Source organism: Paenibacillus sp. FSL P2-0136, assembly GCF_037975325.1.
GTDB lineage: Bacteria > Bacillota > Bacilli > Paenibacillales > Paenibacillaceae > Paenibacillus_AQ > Paenibacillus_AQ silagei.
The window spans coordinates 4652728-4672728 of the sequence record NZ_CP150244.1 but is presented as its reverse complement, the minus strand read 5'-3'; the positions used below and the strand labels follow the sequence as shown (position 1 = coordinate 4672728).

21 protein-coding genes are annotated in these 20001 nt (G+C 53.6%); 17 read left to right on the top strand and 4 right to left on the bottom strand.

Features of this window, described 5'->3' with window-relative positions:
- Positions 1-29 precede the first annotated feature (29 nt).
- The 4 genes from NYE26_RS20020 to NYE26_RS20005 all read left to right on the top strand — a co-directional run bounded on the left by NYE26_RS20020 (position 30) and on the right by NYE26_RS20005 (position 4262).
- Entirely contained in the window at positions 30-1007 is a 978-nt protein-coding gene (locus NYE26_RS20020) for a zinc ABC transporter substrate-binding protein (RefSeq protein WP_339249551.1), read from the top strand.
- Between the two features lie 33 nt (positions 1008-1040).
- Positions 1041-1790 (top strand): metal ABC transporter ATP-binding protein, encoded by a 750-nt coding sequence (locus NYE26_RS20015; RefSeq protein WP_036731897.1) that lies wholly within the window; start codon positions 1041-1043, stop codon positions 1788-1790.
- A gap of 846 nt (positions 1791-2636) precedes the next feature.
- Positions 2637-3440 carry a metal ABC transporter permease gene (locus NYE26_RS20010; RefSeq protein ID WP_339249548.1) on the top strand — a complete coding sequence of 268 codons (804 nt, stop codon included), beginning with the start codon at positions 2637-2639 and terminating at the stop codon, positions 3438-3440.
- A gap of 108 nt (positions 3441-3548) precedes the next feature.
- Entirely contained in the window at positions 3549-4262 is a 714-nt protein-coding gene (locus NYE26_RS20005) for a cytochrome c biogenesis protein CcdA (RefSeq protein ID WP_036698435.1), read from the top strand.
- A gap of 8 nt (positions 4263-4270) precedes the next feature.
- Here the strand turns inward: NYE26_RS20005 and splB are convergent, their stop codons facing one another.
- On the bottom strand, positions 4271-5347 hold the full coding sequence (splB, locus tag NYE26_RS20000; protein ID WP_339249545.1) for a spore photoproduct lyase: 1077 nt from the start codon (positions 5345-5347) through the stop codon (positions 4271-4273).
- A gap of 193 nt (positions 5348-5540) precedes the next feature.
- On the opposite strand from splB, the gene mntR reads away from it, so the two are divergent.
- The 3 genes from mntR (at position 5541) to NYE26_RS19985 (ending at position 8866) form a co-directional block, all read left to right on the top strand.
- Positions 5541-5966 carry a transcriptional regulator MntR gene (gene mntR, locus NYE26_RS19995; protein ID WP_036698430.1) on the top strand — a complete coding sequence of 142 codons (426 nt, stop codon included), beginning with the start codon at positions 5541-5543 and terminating at the stop codon, positions 5964-5966.
- 175 nt (positions 5967-6141) lie between these two features.
- The gene (locus tag NYE26_RS19990) at positions 6142-7821 is read left to right on the top strand and encodes a family 10 glycosylhydrolase (RefSeq protein ID WP_339249543.1); all 1680 of its coding nucleotides are present in this window, start codon (positions 6142-6144) and stop codon (positions 7819-7821) included.
- 64 nt (positions 7822-7885) lie between these two features.
- Complete coding sequence (locus tag NYE26_RS19985; protein ID WP_339249541.1) at positions 7886-8866, top strand: patatin-like phospholipase family protein; 981 nt, start codon at positions 7886-7888, stop codon at positions 8864-8866.
- 106 nt (positions 8867-8972) lie between these two features.
- Here the strand turns inward: NYE26_RS19985 and NYE26_RS19980 are convergent, their stop codons facing one another.
- Positions 8973-9311 (bottom strand): hypothetical protein, encoded by a 339-nt coding sequence (locus NYE26_RS19980; RefSeq protein ID WP_036731908.1) that lies wholly within the window; start codon positions 9309-9311, stop codon positions 8973-8975.
- Between the two features lie 7 nt (positions 9312-9318).
- Positions 9319-10317: a DUF1385 domain-containing protein gene (locus tag NYE26_RS19975; RefSeq protein WP_339249538.1), complete on the bottom strand. Its 999-nt coding sequence runs from the start codon at positions 10315-10317 to the stop codon at positions 9319-9321.
- A 155-nt stretch (positions 10318-10472) separates the two neighbouring features.
- Here NYE26_RS19975 and NYE26_RS19970 point away from each other — a divergent pair, with 155 nt between their 5' ends.
- The 4 genes from NYE26_RS19970 to NYE26_RS19955 all read left to right on the top strand — a co-directional run bounded on the left by NYE26_RS19970 (position 10473) and on the right by NYE26_RS19955 (position 14635).
- Positions 10473-10964: a YqhR family membrane protein gene (locus NYE26_RS19970; protein WP_076079906.1), complete on the top strand. Its 492-nt coding sequence runs from the start codon at positions 10473-10475 to the stop codon at positions 10962-10964.
- Positions 10965-11040: 76 nt separating this feature from the next.
- Positions 11041-12111 carry a Xaa-Pro peptidase family protein gene (locus tag NYE26_RS19965; protein WP_339249535.1) on the top strand — a complete coding sequence of 357 codons (1071 nt, stop codon included), beginning with the start codon at positions 11041-11043 and terminating at the stop codon, positions 12109-12111.
- Between the two features lie 45 nt (positions 12112-12156).
- A complete protein-coding gene (gene efp, locus NYE26_RS19960; protein WP_036731916.1) occupies positions 12157-12714 on the top strand; it encodes an elongation factor P in 558 nt (185 codons plus the stop codon).
- Positions 12715-13381: 667 nt separating this feature from the next.
- Positions 13382-14635 carry an aspartate kinase gene (locus NYE26_RS19955; protein ID WP_036731918.1) on the top strand — a complete coding sequence of 418 codons (1254 nt, stop codon included), beginning with the start codon at positions 13382-13384 and terminating at the stop codon, positions 14633-14635.
- Between the two features lie 388 nt (positions 14636-15023).
- On the opposite strand, the gene NYE26_RS19950 is transcribed toward NYE26_RS19955, so the two are convergent.
- Entirely contained in the window at positions 15024-15890 is an 867-nt protein-coding gene (locus NYE26_RS19950; RefSeq protein ID WP_209871170.1) for a YitT family protein, read from the bottom strand.
- 266 nt (positions 15891-16156) lie between these two features.
- Here NYE26_RS19950 and NYE26_RS19945 point away from each other — a divergent pair, with 266 nt between their 5' ends.
- From NYE26_RS19945 to spoIIIAE, 6 genes are all read left to right on the top strand, one after another.
- A complete protein-coding gene (locus NYE26_RS19945; RefSeq protein ID WP_076079974.1) occupies positions 16157-16399 on the top strand; it encodes a YqhV family protein in 243 nt (80 codons plus the stop codon).
- Positions 16400-16481: 82 nt separating this feature from the next.
- Positions 16482-17489 (top strand): stage III sporulation protein AA, encoded by a 1008-nt coding sequence (spoIIIAA, locus tag NYE26_RS19940; protein ID WP_339249531.1) that lies wholly within the window; start codon positions 16482-16484, stop codon positions 17487-17489.
- Positions 17482-18000, top strand: a complete 519-nt coding sequence (gene spoIIIAB / locus NYE26_RS19935; protein ID WP_339249529.1) for a stage III sporulation protein SpoIIIAB — start codon at positions 17482-17484, stop codon at positions 17998-18000. The genes spoIIIAA and spoIIIAB overlap by 8 nt, the downstream gene beginning before the upstream one ends.
- Positions 18001-18013: 13 nt before the next feature.
- Entirely contained in the window at positions 18014-18217 is a 204-nt protein-coding gene (gene spoIIIAC, locus NYE26_RS19930) for a stage III sporulation protein AC (RefSeq protein ID WP_020426549.1), read from the top strand.
- A gap of 9 nt (positions 18218-18226) precedes the next feature.
- Entirely contained in the window at positions 18227-18616 is a 390-nt protein-coding gene (gene spoIIIAD / locus NYE26_RS19925) for a stage III sporulation protein AD (RefSeq protein ID WP_036698407.1), read from the top strand.
- 47 nt (positions 18617-18663) lie between these two features.
- Positions 18664-19977, top strand: a complete 1314-nt coding sequence (gene spoIIIAE, locus NYE26_RS19920; protein WP_339249526.1) for a stage III sporulation protein AE — start codon at positions 18664-18666, stop codon at positions 19975-19977.
- Positions 19978-20001: the final 24 nt, after the last annotated feature.

Below are 20001 nucleotides of genomic sequence, written 5' to 3'. Positions count from 1 at the left end.
ATTTTACGATTTAAGGGGTCGATAGAGAAATGGTTACAAAAAGCTTGCAAAAAGGGCTGCTGCTCGCCGCTGTCCTGTTGCTTACGCTGTCGCTGGCCGCATGCGGACCGAAGAGCAACGGAAGCATTGTGGAAGGAAAAGTGAACGTTATAACTACTTTTTATCCTATATATGAATTCACTGCCGAAATCGGCGGCGAAGATGCCAATGTTATCAACCTGCTTCCTGTAGGGGTAGAGCCGCATGACTGGACCCCGCGCAGCCAGGATATCATCGCTACCTCCAAGGCGCAGCTGTTTCTCTATAACGGAGCCGGGCTAGAGGGCTGGGTCCCTAATTTCCTCAAGAGCCTTGACCGTGACAGTAAAACTAAGGCTGTAGAGGTTAGCCAAGGGGTGAAGCTGATTACAACGGATGAAGACGATGGGCATGATCACGGCCATGAAGGTGAAGAGGCTGAAGCAGACGGGCATGGCGACAGCCTGCACACGGACCCGCATACCTGGGTAAGCCCGAAGTCGGCGCTTGTAATGGCCAAGAATATCAAGGATAGTCTTCAATCCGTTGATCCTGCGCATACTGAAGGCTATGAGGAGCGCTACCAGAAGCTGGCGGACCGCCTGAGCGCACTGGATCTGAAGTTCACCGAAGAGCTGGGCAAGCTGCCGGGCAAGGAGATTGTCGTATCTCATCAGGCCTTCTCGTATCTGGCACGTGACTACGGCCTGTCGCAGCATGCGATTATGGGGCTGTCACCTGACGCTGAGCCGCGCGGGCAGGATCTGGTGAAGCTGGCGGCGCTGGTTAAGGCAGAGGGCATCCGTTATATTTTCTTCGAGGAGCTTGTATCTGATAAGCTGGCTAAGACACTGGCAAGTGAGACCGGTGTATCCACGATGGTGCTGAATCCGGTAGAAGGGCTGACCGAGGCCCAGCAGAAGAACGGGGACAATTATTTCACCTTAATGGAGAAAAATTTGCAAAATCTCATTCTGGCCTTACAATAATAAGGAAAGTATAAGCGAAAGGCGGTACTTCACATGCAACCGGTATCCCTGGACTGCCATCAGCATATGATCGAAATACAGGATTTGTCCTTCTCCTACGGGGAACAGAAGGTCATCTCGAATCTGAATTATACGGTAAAAGAACGTGATTTCCTCGGCATCCTCGGTTCTAACGGTGCGGGCAAGACTACGCTGCTTAAGATGATCGTCGGCTTGCTGCCTGCCACCAGCGGGGAAATCAAATTATTCGGCCAGCCGGTGCGGAGGTTCAAGGACTGGGAGCGGATCGGCTACGTTCCGCAGAAGAATGCGTTCAACCCGCTGTTTCCGGCAACTGTCCGTGAGGTCGTATTGTCCGGCCTGTATAACAACAAGAATCTGATCCGGCGGGTCTCGAAGGCCCAGCACCGGCAGTGTGAGGATGCGCTTGAAGTGATGCGGATTCAGGATATTGCCGAGAAAAGAGTCGGCCAGCTGTCCGGCGGCCAGCAGCAGCGTGTCTTCCTGGCCCGTGCGCTGATCAACCACCCGGATCTGCTGATTCTGGATGAGCCTACCGTCGGCATTGACGCCGAGACCCAGGCCGGATTCTTCGAGTTGATCATGCACATGCATGCCCATCATCATATGACCTTCCTGATGGTCTCGCATGATATCGACATGATGAAGAACTACCTGGGCAGCGAGCCGGTCCAGAAGAACGGTAAAATCAACTTCTACTGCCGCCACTCGCATGATGTGCAGGACTGCGCTGTCGATAACCTGCAGCATACGTTGTCCTGATCGTTGAGATTGGCTGATAAGAGGATAGTTACCCTGATCATTTAACGGTTTAACTGCTCGAACCGCAGCCTATTGTATTTTGTACAGTAGATTGCACGAATTTCTGCCCTTTTTGCTCTTCTGTTGCAGCTTGTACATTAGATTTTTTGAAATGGACCTTTTTCCAGCCTTTCTGCCAATATCAATTGTACGAAATACAACAGAATCTGATTATACGCTCAAAAGTGATAGTTCTGTTGTACATTCTGCAATCAGTTTTAAACGTGTGAGGATTACTTTTAACTCTCGCTTGCTGAGGGCTTGCCGTGCCCAGATTAGGGGGAAAGGGTGGGTTAATTGCAATTCGTACAACTAAATAGTCAGATGCGCCGCCAAATCTCTGTTTTGATGTATTTCGTACAATTAAAATGCCTTCGTACCTGGATTTTCGGCCATCCGGGCAAATATAGTTGTACAGAATACAATTAGAAGAGGAAAGCCTTCCGTTTTACTGTTTTTAGTTGCACAGACTACACTTATCTCTGATTATTCGCTACGAACGCAGCTTCATCCTTACTGTATTTATGGAAATAAAATAGTAGAGTGGCATGATAAGGCCAGCAGGTCAAATATATGAGGTGAAAGTCTTGGGACGTAAGTAAATCCCGCCTGCTGTGAAGCGTATCCCGCAGGGAGGCAAAGCGCTCTTTTCACCAACGTCCCTAAGCTGCGACAACCCCTCCTCCCACGCCAATTGCACTTAGCGGGTGTCCAGAGGGCAGAGCCCTTGGGGCCCTCCCTTGGCGAAGGGAGGGTTTGGGAGGGATCGAAAAAGGTTTCACATTTGAAAGGTAGGAGAACATCATCTTGGAAATCCTGTATAGTGATTTTTTCCAGCGGGCGCTGGCCGGCGGGCTGATGATTGGCATTACGGCGCCGCTGATCGGCGTTTTTCTGGTGCTGCGGCGTCTGTCTATGATCGGAGATACGCTGGCGCATGTTACGATTGCCGGGGTAGCGCTGGGCTTTCTGACTGGCTTTTATCCGCTCGGGGCGGGGCTGATCTTCGCGGTTGTGGCCTCATTTGCGATTGAGAAGCTGCGCAAAGCCTATAAAAGCTACGCCGAGCTATCCATTGCGATCATCATGTCGGGCGGTGTAGCGCTGGCCTCCCTTTTTTTCACCCTGGGCAAAGGGTATAATGCAGATGTAATGAGCTATCTGTTCGGCAGCATCTATACGCTCAATACTACTGATCTTATCGTGGTGGGCATCGTAACGATTGCCGTTGTGGTCGTCGTAACCTTATTCTTCAAGGAATTCTTCCTGCTCAGCTTCGAGGAGGACGCGGCCAGTGTCAGCGGACTTCCGGTGAAGCTGCTCAATATGCTGATTACGGTGTTAACGGCTCTGGTGATCAGTACGGCGATCAAGATTGTCGGCTCGCTGCTGGTCTCGGCACTGTTGACCATTCCTGTGGCCGTTAGTCTGCTGCTGTCCCGGAGCTTCAAGTCTTCGGTTATTCTGTCCGTGGCGATTGCCGAGATTGCCGTGATTGGCGGACTGGTCATTGCTGGAGTATGGAATCTGGCTCCTGGAGCAACGATTGTTCTATTGTTAATTGCACTATTGACCCTAACCCTCATCGGCAAAAAAGGGCTGCCAGCCTAACAAACAGGAGGATAACCGGCCACCCTCAGCACCAACTACATAACTGTATCTGTACTGCTGCTACATGAAGTGACCCGAGTGACCCCGACTATGGAAGGAGATGCGCCCGTGTCCAACCTGAATGCAGGAATCGCTTTTGCCGCCGGAGTGGCGTCATTCATATCGCCTTGCTGCCTGCCGCTCTATCCTTCTTATCTATCTTATATTACCGGCTTATCGGTGCAGGAGCTGAAGAGCGGCAGCAACAGCAAAGAGGTCCGTCTCCGGACCCTCTCGCATACACTGGCGTTCATTCTGGGCTTCTCGGCAGTGTTCTATACGCTTGGCTTTGGAGCCGGCTTGTTCGGTGAATTCTTCAACGGCCAGCGGGATCTGATCCGTCAATTATCGGCGATCCTTATTATTGTCATGGGGCTCTTCCTGCTGGGCGTCTTCCAGCCGCAGTTCCTGCTCCGGGAACGCAAGCTGGAGCTGAGATGGAAGCCTGCCGGGTACCTGGGCTCCTTCATCTTCGGCATCGGGTTCTCGGCAGGCTGGTCACCGTGTATCGGACCGATTCTAACAGCCATTATCGCGTTGTCAGCCAGTGATCCGGGAACGTGGTTTACGATGATTACGGCGTACAGTATCGGCTTTGCACTGCCGTTCTTCGGACTGGCCTTTTTCCTGGGCGGGGCGCGCAAGATCCTGAAATACTCCAACCTGCTGATGAAGCTGGGCGGCGGGCTGATGGTATTCATGGGCATCCTGCTGTTCACCGACCAGATGTTCCGCATTACGATTTGGCTGCAGGGCATCACGCCGCGCTGGCTGATTTTCTAATTAGGGACTTAAGTGAAATAATCAATAGCCGCTTCCGGAAAATGTTCAAAAATCCGCTCTGTGATGAATTCGCGCAGGGCGGTTTGCTGTTCGTCCGGGTAGACATATTTATTCTGTCCCCATTTGCCCCATTTCTTCTTGCGCTTCTCGATGTCCATCTCCAGCTTCGACTTGGGATAACGCTTCTCGATGACGGTCTTGGCCGTCTTGGTGAAGCGGTGCTGGATCATCTCGAAGGTCAGCCCTTGGCCAATCCCCGGCGGCAGGGCATGCGCCAGCTTCTCCAATAGCTCGCTGTAGCCGTCTTCCCAGCCGTCATGCCAGATAATAGGGGCAATGATGAAGCCCAGCGGATACCCGGCACGGGCGATCTGTCCGGCGGCCTCAATGCGTTCCTCGAAGCGTGAGGTGGCCGGCTCGAAGTTTTTGATCACATAGTCGGCGTTCACGCTGAAGCGTACACGGGTATGGCCGTTATGCTTCAGCTTAAGCAGCGGCTCGACATGCTGGTATTTGGTCACGAAGCGCAGCCGCCCGAGCGGCTCCTCCGCCATGAATTCGATCAGTTCCGTCAGCGAGCCGGTAATATGCTCAAGGCCGAGCGGATCGGAGGTACACGCCGCTTCAAAGGTCGTAATTTCGGGCGAACGTTCGACGATGTATTTTTTGGCTGCATCGATGATATCCCCGGTATTGACATAGACGCGGATGTAGGGCTTCGCTCCAAGCGTAGTCTGCAGGTAACAATAATGGCAGTGGCCCATGCACCCGGTGGCAATCGGAATCGCATAATCGGCAGACGGCTTCGACTGGTCAAAAGTGAGCGTTTTACGCAAGCCGACCACAAGCGTCCGTTTGGCGATTTTGTATTGCTCGACTTCTGTCTCGCCCGGCAGATTGGTAATCCGGTTATGCGAGGTCGTCATGCGGTAAGGAATATTCCGGGACTTGACCCATTCCATGATCCGCTCCCCTTTGGGATAATTGAGCGCATCGGGCTCGAAGAAAACCAGCTCCGGGATGAACAGTCCGGTGGGCTTGCGCTGTCTTTTGGCAGGAGGGCGTTCGGGTGTGATTAAGGTCATTATTTCACGCTCCTTCGGGATGAGGATACCGTTATTGTGCCAATCCGCAGGCGAATGGAATCATGGTAAACATCACTAAGCGGGGAAGCGGATGACCGGCAGGACTTGCCAAGGAGCGGCAGAAGCATGTATCATTGTTAGAGCAAGGCCCGGTCCCACCGTTACGCTCATTATAGAAAAGAGGTAAGCTAGAATGCCAACACCCAGCATGGAGGATTATTTGGAGCGCATATATAAGCTCATCGACGAGAAGGGTTATGCGCGGGTCTCGGATATTGCCGAGGGGCTGGAAGTCCATCCCTCCTCTGTGACCAAGATGATCCAAAAACTGGATAAGGACGAATATCTCATCTATGAGAAATATCGTGGGCTTGTCCTAACAAGCAAAGGAAAAAAAGTGGGGAAACGTCTTGTGGACCGCCATCAGCTGCTGGAGGAGTTCCTCGGGATTATTGGGGTACAGCAAGAGCATATTTATAAGGATGTTGAAGGCATTGAGCATCACTTGAGCTGGGATTCCATCACCCGGATCGAAACGCTGGTGGAGTATTTCCGCCGGGATGAAGCGCGTGTGCAGACCTTGTACGATATTCACCATGAGATAGCCAGCGATTCATAAACGTGGCTTTTTTTGTTTGATTAGCGCAACCTTTCCAGTTTTTTTACGTCAAAACGGATACCGTTCCTTTTTCACTAAGGAAGGATTCCGTTTACAAAAGAACGGCCTTCTCCCTGACCCAAGGACGAGAGGGCTATTTTTTTGTCTAATACAACTTCAAGACCTGGGAGGAATTATGAATTACCGTAAATGGATCGTAGGATTGCTCGTGATTATGCTATGTCTGCCTGTATGGACGCCGGGTGTGCGCGCAGCTTCTGTGCAAATCACCATTGAACTGGATGGGGAGACGCTGAATCCGGATGTGCCGCCGTATATTACACGTACTAATGTTACGATGGTGCCTGCCGGTGTGATTAGCCAGGGACTGGGGGCCGGTGTGAAATGGGATCAAGCCAGTAAGACAGCAACCATCAGCAAAGATAATAATATACTGCAGCTGACCAGCGGCAAAACAAGTGCCATCGTTAACGGGGCGTCTGTCCGTCTGGATACTTCTGTGCAGATCACACAGGGGCGGGTCATGGTCCCGCTGCGGTTTGTAAGCGAGCAGCTTGGGCTTCAGGTACTCTGGGATCAGGCGACGAAGCATATTTCCTTATATTCCGGCAAGGAGATCGGCGGACCTTCAACGCCTGCGGTGCCGTCAGTTCCGTCAGTGCCTACACCAACTGTACCACCTACGCCGTCTGTGCCAATACCAACGGTACCGTCACCAACCGTACCTTCTATTCCTGGTGCCAAGACCAGTAAGGCGATGAAGGGCGCCTGGGTATCCACTGTGTATAATCTGGATTGGCCCTCGACGTCTTCGGCAGGCAATCCCGACAAGCAGAAGAAGGAGTTCGACAGCCTGCTGGACAAGCTGAAGGCGGCCGGATTCAATAGTGTATTCGTCCAGGTCAGACCGTCTGGAGATGCACTTTATCCTTCACAGATCGTGCCCTGGTCCAAGGTGCTTAGCGGGACTCAGGGTAAGGAGCCCGGCTACGACCCGCTGGCCTATATGGTTAGCAGTGCCCACAGCCGGGGAATGCAGCTGCACGCCTGGTTCAATCCGTTCCGGGCTACGACAGACGCTTCTACCAGCAGCCTAGCCCCTAACCATGTAGCCAAGCTTCATCCGGATTGGATCGTCAAGGCGGAGAACAAGCTGTACATAAACCCGGGAATTCCGGAAGCTCGGCAGCATATTATTGACACGGTGATGGAGGTGGTCAGAGGGTATGATATCGACGGGGTACATCTGGATGATTATTTCTATCCGTCCAATGTAGCTTTTGCCGATGATACGGCCTTCAAGACCTTCAATTCACAAGGGATTAGCAGCAAAGGCAACTGGCGGCGGGATAATATCAACCAGTTCATCCGTCAGCTGGGGCAGGAGATTCATGCAGCGAAGCCGTCCGTTTCTTACGGGGTCAGCCCGTTCGGGGTATGGCGCAACAAAAAAGCGGACAGCACCGGCTCAGATACTACAGCAGGGGTGTCAGCCTATGATGACATGTATGCGGATGTGCGCACCTGGATTCAGAGCGGCTGGATCGATTATGTTGCCCCGCAGGTCTATTGGAGCCTCTCCTTCAGCGCTGCCCGTTATGATAAGCTGGTGGACTGGTGGGTGAACGAGGTTAAAGGAACGAAGGTTAAGCTGTATATCGGTCTTGCCTCCTACAAGGTAGGGGATACCAAGCAGACTGCGGAATGGCAGAGCGGAGATCAGATTATCAACCAGCTCAAATATAATGAGAAATACGATGAGGTGGCTGGCAGCATCCTTTTCCGGGCGAATGATATTGTGGTCCGTGACCCTTACGGGCTAGCCAGCCTGCTCAGCTTCTATTTCAAGAGTTAAGTCATGAATAGTCCCCCGTGCTCATAGATAACAATACATTCTATGGAACGGGGGTTTGCCATGTATGGAGATTAACGCAGTATTTGAAGGCGGGGGAGTCAAAGGAATTGCCCTGGCAGGTGCGGTGGAGGCGACGGAACGCGCAGGCCGCACCTTCGGTAAGGTGGCAGGGACGTCTTCCGGTTCGATCATTGCCTCACTGCTGGCAGCGGGGTACAGCGGGGAGGCCATGAGCCGGATTATCCGGCGGACACCGTTCACCTCCTTCCTGAAGCGGGGAGCGCTCTACAACACCGCCTTCGTTGGGCCGGCCTTGCGTGTGCTGCTCAAGAAGGGGCTGTACTCAGGCCAGGCGCTGGAAGCGTGGATACGCAACCTGCTGCTGGAGCAGAGGGTTGTTACGTTCCGGGATCTGCCGCGCGGCAAGCTGCGGGTGATTACATCAGATATCACCAACGGGCGGATTGTGGTGCTGCCCGACGATCTGGTGCTGTACGGGATAGAGCCTGACAGCTTCGAAGTCGCCAAGGCTGTGCGGATGAGCTGCAGCATTCCGTATTTCTTCGATCCGGTGATCCTGCGGCTGGCCGGAGAGGCGGCAAGGGGGAAGCCGTTCAGCGGGCAGCTGGTCTATATGGTGGACGGCGGGGTGCTGAGTAATTTCCCGCTCTGGCTGTTCGATGAGAAGAAGGACGGCTTCCAGTCCCCCGGGCGCAGAACACCAACCATAGGCTACCAGCTGATCGGGAAGACGGCTCCGCAGCCGCATCATATTACGGGGCCGTTCAGCATGCTGGAGGCGATGGTGGAGACGATGCTCTCCGCGCATGATGAACGGTATATTGAGACGGATAAATTCGTTCGTACGGTCAAAATCCCTACGCTGGGCATCTCCACCACCGAGTTTCATATCACGCAGGCACAGACTGACGCCTTGTATACGACGGGCATCGCAGCCGGAGAAGAGTTCTTCGCTAACTATCGTCCGGCACCGCCTTCCTATACCTGGAGGGTAACCCTTCATCCCGCTGCTCCAAGGCGGTAACTAAACCACAACATATAAATTTTTATCTTACCAGAAAAAAGGCATCCCCAAGTGATGAAATCATGTGGGGATGCCTTTTGCAGCTCTGCTTCGTTACATTCAGTATTCAGTGATATTTGGGCAACTGATCGTCATTCTTACCCTTACTGCCTTCGATGACCTGGAAGGGATAGCTTTTGCGCTTGCCCGGTGAGCCAGTGGTCTTGCGGATGCCGGCAACCTTGGACATCGTCTTGGCCGAAGGCTTAACCTTAGTGCGCGGACGTCCGGGTCCGCCTCCCATTCTGCCGGGGGCTACCTTGTAGGCGTAATACAACAGTCCCAGCAGAATCAGGGGTAAGATGAAGATGGACAGAGCCATCAGGCCGCGTGCCATAATATCTACCATCAGGCCCCATACGGCAAGAGCTGTCGTAATCCAAAATATCAAAGCATGTCTGATCATTGGCTAATCATCCTTTCGCAGGATCCAAAATGCCGCCTGACACACTTGCCTCCGAATATCCCTTTGCTTCAATTGCAGCGTCCAGCTCCCGCATCCGGTTGAAGGAAGCGATCGACACCTCTACCATATCGTCCTTAGGTTCCTTGGTAGTCAACAGCTGCAGCCACAGGCCCGGGTATCCCAGATACTTAAGGCCGGGAATATCTCTTACCGCATTCGTGCCCTTCAGTACCTCGAACGAGATTCCGATGACCACCGGTAAAAGAACGATACGCTGAAGCACCCGTTCCATCAGGGAATTCCACGGGACGACCGAGTAGATAATTACACCGAGGATAATCGTCAGCATCATGAAGCTGCTTCCGCAGCGGTAATGCAGACGGCTGTATTTCTGTACGTTCGCTACGGTCAGCTCTTCACCGGCTTCAAAGGCGCTGATGACCTTGTGCTCAGCTCCGTGATATTGGAAGAGCCGCTTGATCACTGGCGTCTGCGAGATCGCCCAGAGATAGACGAGCAGGAGAATCAGCTTGATGCCGCCTTCCACAAGGTTGTGCAGAATATAGTTGTCAAATACATTTTTGAACAAAAAATCTTCTACGAATACCGGGACCAGCGTGAAAATCAGCTTACCGAACAGGAAAGACAGAATCCCCATTATAGCTACGCCGAAGATCATTCCGAGGCTCCAGCCTTCGTCCTTCTTCTTGTTCTTCGCCTGCTGCTTGGCAAGCTCTTCCGGCTCCGTCTCATCCTCGGCATAGGATTCTGCCGAATAGTTCAGATGCTTCGAGCCTTTGGCGCTGGAATCTATAATACTGACAATGCCGCGAAGCAGCGGAATCTTGCGCAGTTTAAGGACCCAGCTCTTATCGCTCTTCGGCACCTCCAAAAATGTAATCTCCTGATTCTTTCGTCTTACGGCTGTTACGTTGACATGCTTGCCGCCGAACATGACGCCTTCGATGACGGCTTGGCCGCCGTAACTGGGAGTTTCCTGGGACAACCAATTCACCTTCCCGTATATTGATATGATTTATATAATACATTGTAACTAATTTTTAAACACATTACTAGTTGGATTGCCTTTAGCTGTACATACTAGCTGTAGAGAGCGGAGTGGAAACCGGATTAACCCCATACCGAAAGAGAGGGAGCTCTATGAGTTCTTCAAGCAAGCACAAAAGCGTCCAGACGAATCCTTTTTATTTCTCCATTGAACTGGGTTATTTCGCCGGTTTAATCTGGGGAGGGTTGCACTGGCTGATGTATGTTCTGCACTTCACTAAGGTCATTCCGGGATTTTTGGCGGAGCCTTTTTTTAAGCATGAGTTTTTGGTGACGCCTGCCGGGTATTTGCTCGGATATTTATTTTTTATCATTCTGTCGGTACTCTCATCCCTAATCTATGTGCTGGTGTTCCGGAAGCTTAACGGGCCCTGGCCGGGGATGCTGTACGGGGTGCTGTGGTGGTCGGTCCTGTTCCTGGCTTGCTCGCGCTTATTCCTGCTCCAGCCGCCGTTCAAGCTGCCGTGGGACACGGTGATCAGCGAATTCTGTCTCTTCCTGCTCTGGGGATTATTCATCGGATATACGGCGGCCATCGAGTATACGGATGAACGCAAACGCGAACAGCAGACGAAGCTAGCCTAGGCCCTTCGAAAAAACTTCTCAGTTGGCCTGCCGCTATGGTAAAATACAATGTGGCTATTTCGAGAGGAGAATGAAAATGGGCAACAAGCGCGTCTCCAAGCTGCGTAAGGTTCTGCAGGAACTGGGACTGGATGCGATGTTAATTACCAGCGGATATAACCGCCGCTATTTGAGTGGGTTCACCGGCTCCTCCGGGTACGTACTGGTTACCGGTGATGACAGTTATCTGCTGACGGACTTCCGGTATATGACACAGGCCTCGGAACAGGTGAATGGCCTCAAGGTGGTACAGCATGACTCGAAATTCATTGACACCGTGCGGGAACTGCTGCCGAAGGGCGGACAAGTCCGTGTCGGCTTCGAGCAGGATGATGTGACCTTCAGTGCGTACACCGCTTATGCGGAGGCTCTTGCCCCGGCAGCCACGGTACCGGTATCGAAGGCTGTTGAGAACCTGCGCATGTTCAAGGATGAGGAAGAGCTGGCTGTGATGCAGCGGGCTGCCGATCTGGCAGACGCCACCTTCAGTCATATCCTGAATGTGATCAAGCCGGGCATGACGGAACGCGATGTCGATCTGGAAATGGAATTCTACATGCGTACGCATGGTGCAACTTCGTCTTCGTTCGATACAATCGTCGCTTCCGGTGAGCGTTCAGCTATGCCGCATGGTGTAGCGAGCAGCAAGGTTATCGGGAACAACGAATTCGTCACCTTCGATTTCGGCGCGCTCCTGGACGGTTACTGCTCCGATGTGACCCGCACGATTGCTCTGGGATCACCGGACCCTAAGCTGAAGGAGATCTACGATATTGTGCTTGAAGCGCAGCTTCATACGCTGGCGCATATCAAGCCCGGCATGACCGGCCGTGAATGTGATGCCCTGGCCCGAGATATCATCACCCGCTACGGGTATGGTGAATACTTCGGCCACAGCACAGGCCATGGTCTCGGGATGGAAGTACATGAATGGCCGCGCTTGTCCAAGCTGGCGGATGAAGTCATCCAGCCGGGGATGGTTGTCACTGTGGAGCCGGGAATCTATCTCTCGGGTCTTGGCGGCGTACGGATTGAAGATGATATTGTCATTACCGAGAGCGGCATCACGCTGCTGACACATTCATCGAAGGATTATTTGGTACTGTAAGACACTATCATTCAGTTCATTTATGGATTCCAGGAGGGATTTTTTGTGATTTCAGTTAACGATTTTAAGACAGGCCTGACCGTAGAAGTAGAAGGGGACATCTTCACCGTCCTAGATTTCCAGCACGTGAAGCCGGGTAAAGGCGCAGCCTTCGTCCGCTCCAAGCTGAAGAACCTGCGTAACGGCAATACGGTTGAGCGCACGTTCCGTGCCGGTGAAACGATTGGCCGCGCCATCATCGAGAACCGTGGCGTACAGTATCTGTATGCAAGCGGCTCTGAGCATGTGTTCATGGACAACGAGACTTACGACCAGTTCGAATTGACAGCCAAACAGCTTGAATGGGAGCTTAACTTCCTCAGAGAGAACATGACCGTGAATATCGTCAGCTACCAGGGCGAAATCCTCGGGATCAACCTGCCGACCAGCGTAGAGCTGAAGGTTACCGAGACCGAACCGGGCGTGAAGGGCAACACGGCTCAAGGCGCAACCAAAGCCGCTGTTCTGGAGACCGGTCATACGGTCCAGGTACCGCTGTTCATCAATGAAGGAGATGTTCTTCTGGTCGATACCCGCGAAGGTAAATATATCTCCCGCGCGTAGAGCCTTTTTGGATTTCAGATGTAACTTGAGGGCCTCCCCGCTTGATGCGGCGGAGGTCTTTTTGCTGTGTCAGGCTGGGGAGAGGGAAGAAGTGAAGGGAAAAGGATGAAAATGATGAAAGGGATAAATCCCTCTGATATAGTGGAATGTTAGCTGAACGGAGGGATTAAAGGGATAAATCCCTCAGATTAAGCTAAAAGTGGAGAGGAAGGGTAAATCAAAGGGATAAATCCCTCAGATTTGCAGAAAGCGTACGGCATATAGGGAAACAAAGGGATAAATCCCTCTGGCGGACGTCTCAGGTGGGGCAGAATGTGGAGTGAAGGGAGTAATGAGGTGCACTAGTGCCCCTGAATTGGGCCAAAGCGGGCTGGACGAGCGAATGAGGAGCATTAGTGCCCCTGAATTGGGCCGAAACGGACTGGACGAGCGAATGAGGAGCATTAGTGCCCCTGAATTGGGCCGAAACGGACTGGACGAGCGAATGAGGAGCATTAGTGCACCTGATTCCGGCCGTACGGGTTCGGGGTTAAGGCCGGGTTCATCAAAAATGGGCATTTTATTTTGTGAAACCATTAACGCATGTTATGATTTTCGTATTATACTGTGTTAAAGCATTAACCAAAATTTAAGCTACTTTAGAGCGAAATAGGGAGTGAATGGAACTTTGTCACTTTATGTCATGAAATTCGGGGGCAGCTCCGTCGGCGACATTGAACGTATGAAGCGGGTCGCCGGGCGGATCGCGGCCAAGCAGGATGAAGGACATCGCTGCGTTGTGGTGGTCTCCGCTATGGGAGATACCACAGATGATCTGATCGATCAGGCGAATCAGCTGAACGGTCAGCCCCCCGCACGCGAGATGGATATGCTGATGACTACAGGGGAGCAAATCTCCGTAGCGCTTCTGTCGATCGCGCTTCACGGGATCGGCCGGAATGCCGTATCCTATACAGGCTGGCAGGCCGGGTTCCGCACCGATGAGACCCACGGCCGGGCACGGATCAGTGAGATTGTCCCGCGCCGGGTGCTGGAGTCGCTGGAGCGGGAGCAGATTGTGATTGTAGCCGGCTTCCAGGGCATGACGCTGGATGGCGAGATCACTACGCTGGGCCGCGGAGGCTCAGATACGACAGCGGTTGCGCTGGCTGCAGCCATCAAGGCGGATGTCTGCGAGATTTATACCGATGTAGACGGAATCTACTCTACTGACCCGCGGATTGTGAAGACGGCGCGCAAGCTGAAGGAAATCTCCTATGACGAGATGCTGGAGCTGGCGAATCTCGGGGCAGCCGTGCTGCATCCGCGTGCCGTGGAATATGCCAAACGATATCAAGTGAAGCTGGTCGTAAGATCAAGCTTTAACCATAATGAAGGTACTGTGGTGAAGGAGGAAGCAAGCATGGAGCAAGGTGTAGTAGTTAGCGGAATTGCCTATGATAAAAATGTGGCCCGGATCAGTATTCTGGGAGTTCCAGATGTGCCGGGGGTACTCGCCCAGGTATTCGGCAAGCTGGCCGATGAAGGTGTGGATGTCGATATTATCGTGCAGAGCGGAGTGCAGAACAAGACGGCTGACTTCTCCTTCACTGTAGCGCTTGGAGATCTTGTGAAGGCCAAAGAGGTCATCGAAGGGCTGCACAGCGTATTGCCTTACCGTGAAGTGACTTCCGAGGACAGTCTGGTCAAGGTGTCGATTGTCGGCGCCGGGATGGTCAGCCACCCGGGGGTTGCCGCCAAAATGTTCGAGGTGATCTCGAATGAAGGCGTGAGCATCAAGATGGTGAGCACTTCCGAGATCAAGGTATCCTGTGTGATTGAATCCGGCAACCTGCAGCAGATCATCCAGGCGCTGCATACCGCCTATAACCTGGATACACAAGAGCAAGCCTTCGTTGGAGGTCCACAGGACCGCCGCTAAGCCGCTGGATAGTTAGTTACAACAATACATCGGGGATGTTCTTCAGCCGGAAGGCTGGCGGGCATCCCTGTTCGGCGTATGGCGGCTGGGGAGTCCTCTTCGGATTAGGGAAAGTCCTGTACATGCCCGAAAAAGGCTAGGCGGGCTGAATGTATGTCAAAAACCGAATACATTACGCCTACGAAAGGCTAAATGAGCCGGTTCTGTGCCGGCGTAAGCGTAAAGCGGTTTATGTATAAGATAAAGACACAGTGAACAACCGCTCCCTTAATCTTAAGTTAAAAAGAGTGCTGTTACCCGCAAAAGCGGAGAACAGCACTCTTTTCTTTTGCCGCAAAATATGTTGCTTGCCTGACGCTCCGGCGGGTGGCAGCAAGCTCGCTCCTGCTTAGCTTAGCCGCCGGAACCTGCCCATAATCTCCACGGTCTCCAGCACGTTAACGAAGGATTTCGGATCGGTCTCCAGAATCGTCTTGCGCAGATCTGCCAGCTCATAGCGGGTGGTTACGGTCATCAGCATCGTATTGCCTTCGTGACTGTATCCGCCCTCGGCGTTCACAACCGTGATGCCGTGCGGCAGACTGGTCAGCCGGTTCAGCATTTTCTCGCGCTCCTTCGTGACGATGAAGCAGGTCAGCTTGATATGGCGGATGTGGATCATGTCCACCACCCGGCTTTTGACGAAGATACAGAGCATCGCGTACAGCGCGGAATCCCAGCTTTTGAAGAAGCCCAGACACAGAATGACGAGACCGTCCATTACGAACAGCACCGTCCCCATGGGAATATCCCGCTTGCGGGTGATGATGGAGCCGAGAATGTCGAAGCCCCCGGAAGATCCTCCCGCCCGCAGAGAGAAGCCAACCCCTCCCGCAATAATCACCCCGCCGAAGATACTGGCCAGAATCGGGTCCTTGGTAAGCTTCACCACAGGGATCACGTTCAGGAACCAGGTGGTGGAGAGTACAGACAGCATGCTATAGCAGATGTACTTTTTGCCCACGGCGACGAAGCCCCAGATCAGGATCGGGAGATTGATGGCGAAATAATACAACGAAATATACTTTGGATGGGTCAAATACCCGATGATGGAAGCTGTCCCGGCTACACCGCCGCTGAGCAGCTGATGCGGAATCAGGAACAGGCGGAGCCCGGCTGCTACCAGAAAGGCTGAAAATACAATGATAGCTACCTCTTTTACCTGTCTGCCTATCGTTCCTGATACAAGCGGTACTACGAAATTACGAACTTGCATGATTGTGATCCCCTTCTTTGCTCAGTTATCTTTGGATGCGGAAAAATTAATTTTATCATACCGATGATATTTTTTTATGGAGGGCGGCACTATGATATCTTTCACACCTCCTGAAATCTGTGCTAGTATCCCCATTTCTTCTTGTCTAAAGTCGCCCCCTTCCGCATATCCATGGATAACAGCTTGTTTGATTTGCAGTGAAATGGCGGGCGGGCCCATAGATTTGGAAAAGGGAGATGGGATATTTGGACAAGTATGTAAGCTGGATGTCGGCCCTGCGGCTGCTGTCTGGCAGTGTAGAAATTGCGGCGGCTTTGATTATGCTGAAGCTGAATCAGGTGGATAAGGCACTGGCTGTCAATTCGGGACTGGCGCTTGTCGGTCCTACGATTCTCATTCTGACCACGGCTGTGGGCCTTACAGGGATGGCAGAGCAGCTGTCCTGGGGGAAGCTCGGCTGGATTGGCTGCGGGGTAGCTATTCTCTTATTCGGGATTCTCAAGAAATGATAGATGATAGGCATAAAGCATAAGTACAAGCATAAATATGAGATAAAGCTATTTAGTAGAGGACAGCTTGGGGGTACCTGGTATGGCAAATGACTGGCTTTTGTTGTTTCCCGAAAAAGTAAGAGCGCTGCTCGGCGGCCTCCCCGCTGCGCTCCTGGACAAGGTGGAGGAGATTCGCGTCCGTGAGGGACGGCCGCTAGAGATCAACTATTCCGGCAAGTATCATTTCATCGGTGCCGGCGGCACCCTGACCCAGCTTCCCGGCGAGGCTTACCGGCCGGACCGGGAGGATACGCACCGGCTGCTGGACCTCATCAGCAATCATTCCCTCTATACGATGGAAGAGGAGCTGCGCAAGGGCTTCATCACGATTCCGGGCGGACACCGGATCGGTCTCTGCGGCCGGACGGTGCTGAGCGGGGGCGGCGTGGAGCATCTGCGTGATATTACCGGCTTCAACGTGCGGATTGCCCGTGAGGTGCACGGCATCGCCGACGGCGTACTGCCGTATCTGCTGGACCGGGGGCGGCAGCGTGTGATGCATACGCTGATTCTGTCCCCGCCGCAGCATGGCAAGACTACGCTGCTGCGCGATCTGGCCAGGCAGCTGTCGGCAGGTACAAGCGGCGGCCGGGAAGGCAGCCGACCGGGGCTGAAGGTCGGCATCGTCGACGAACGCTCCGAGATCGCAGGCAGCCGCCGGGGAATTCCGGCCTTCGATGTCGGGCCGCGCACGGACATTCTGGACGGCTGCCCCAAGGCGGAGGGCATGATGATGATGATCCGCTCCCTGTCGCCCGATGTGCTGATCGCCGATGAAATCGGCCGCATGGAGGATGCAGAGGCGGTGACCGAGGCGCTGCACGCCGGGATCTCGGTGGTCGCTTCTGCGCACGGCAAGGAAGTGTCCGAGCTTGCCCGGCGGCCCGGACTTGGCGGGCTGCTGGAGCACCGGATGTTCGAGCGGTATGTGATACTGCACCGCGGAGCCTCTGGCTTGTCCTTCCGCATTCTGGACGCCCAGAAGCGCGGGCTGCTGCTGGTCTCGCCGGAGCAGCAGCCGGTGTCAGGGGGTGACCGCCATGCTTAAGCTGCTTGGCGCGGTACTGATCGTGCTGGCGGGAACCCTGGCCGGCTTCAAGCGGGCGGCCCAGTATGCCGACCGGCCGAGGCATATCCGGGCCTTGATTGCCGCGCTCCAGCGCCTGGAGACCGAGATCCAGTACGGCTACACGCCGCTGCCGGAGGCGCTGCGCCGGATTGGAATGCAGACGAAGGAGCCGCTGCGGGCCTTCTTCCTTACGGCGGCGGAGGAGATGAACCCGCCGCATAACTACAGTGCGGAAGAGGCCATCCGGCGGGCGATGGAAGCCCACTGGAGCAGCGCATCGCTGCGGGGCACAGAGAAGGAGATCATCCGGCAGCTAAGCTGCACGCTCGGAACCAGTGACCGGCCGAATCAGAGCACGCATATTGCACTGGCTTTACAGCAATTGAAGCAGGAGGAGACAGCGGCCAGAGAAGATCAGGGCAAGTATGAGAAGGTGAGTAAAAGCCTGGGTCTGCTGCTTGGAGCATTGATCGTCATTTTGATCTTTTAGCGAGGTGCCAGGAATGAATATTGAAGTCAACGCGATCTTTCAGATTGCCGGCATCGGCATCATTATCGCCATGATCCATACGGTGCTTAAGCAGATGGGCAAAGAGGATATCGCCCACTGGGTAACGATTGTCGGCTTTATCATCGTCCTGTTTATGGTCATCCGGATGCTGGATGGGCTGCTGCAGGAAATCAAAACGATTTTTCTTTTTCAATAGGCTGGAGTTATGGAAATCATTCAGATTGTGGGAATCGGCATCTTGGCAACGGTCCTTATCCTCGTCCTGAAGGAACAAAAGCCGGTATTCGCCTTCCTGCTGACCACGGCGGCCGGCATCCTGATCTTCCTGTTCCTGATCGGCAAGATCGGAACGATTCTCGGTACGCTGGAGCGGGTGGCGGAGTCCTCCGGGATGGAAATGATCCACATCAAAACGGTGTTCAAAATCATCGGCATCTCCTATATTGCGGAATTCGGGGCGCAGATCGTGAGGGATGCCGGGCAGGAATCGATTGCTTCCAAGATTGAGCTGGCCGGCAAGGTGCTGATCATGGTGCTGGCTGTTCCGATTATCAGCATTATTATTGAAACGGTCATGAAGCTGCTGCCAGCCTGATACAGCGGACATGCCGGACAAGTTGGAGTAGAGCGGAGGTGAGGGGAATGCAGGAGCATAGTATTTTTCGGCCGCCAAAAGGGGGAAAGGCGCTCCTGCTTCTGCCAGCCCTGTTGCTGGTGCTCCAGCTGCTTCTGCTGTGTGGAAGCACGGCAAGTGCGGCAAGTGTTGCGAATGCTGCAAGCGCGGGAAGTGTGGCAAGTACTGCAAGCGGGTCCCCTGTTCCTTCAGCTCCGGCTACAGGCGGCAGCGGAGGTCTGGCATCTCCTGTTGACCAGTGGGTGAAAGGGCAGGTGGAGCATCTGCCAAAAGACAAAGTCGAGTCTTACTGGGACCAGCTGATGAAGGATTACGGGGGATTTTTCCCGGAGGGACGGACACCTTCCTTGATGGATATGCTGCTGCCGGGAGATAAGGGCTTAAGCTTCAAAAGCGTATTGTCCGGCCTGATGAACTTCATGTGGCATGAGGTGCTCTACAACGGCAAGCTGCTGGTCACGATTGTGATGATCAGTGTGCTGAGTATGATTCTGGAGACGCTTCAGACCGCTTTTGAACGGAAATCTGTCAGCAAGATTGCTTATATGCTCTGCTACATGGTGGTGCTGGTCATCGCCGTTAACAGCTTCAATGTCGCTATCGGCTATGCCAAGGATGCCATCGACCGGATGATCGACTTCATGATGGCTATGATTCCGCTGCTGTTCGCGCTGCTGGCCTCAATGGGCAATATCGTCACGGTGTCGGTGACCCATCCGCTGATCGTATTCATGATCCATACCGTAGGCACGCTGATTCATACGCTGGTCTTCCCGCTGCTGTTCTTCTCGGCGGTGCTGCATCTGGTGAGCGCCATGTCGGAGAAATACAAGCTGACCCATCTGGCGAATCTGCTGCGCAATATCGGGGCCGGGCTGCTCGGGGTGCTGCTGACGGTGTTCCTCGGCGTGATCTCCGTCCGGGGGATTACCAGCTCGGTTACAGACGGAGTGACCATACGCGCGGCCAAATATATTACAGGGAATTTCGTGCCGGTGATCGGTAAAATGTTCGCGGATGCCACCGACACGGTCATCTCGGCCTCACTGCTGGTGAAGAACGCCATCGGGCTGTCGGGAGTGATCATTATCCTCTTCCTGTGTGCGTTCCCGGCAATCAAAATTCTGATCCTCGCCCTGATCTACAATCTGGCCGCCGCTGTCATGCAGCCGCTGGGCGAGACACCGATTGTGACCTGCCTGCAGACGATCGGCAAAAGCATGATTTATGTCTTCGCGGCGCTGGCCGCCGTCTCGCTGATGTTCTTCCTGGCAGTAACCATTATGCTGACTGCGGGCAATGTGACCGTAATGATGCGCTAGAACGAAATGACAAGGAGGTGCGCC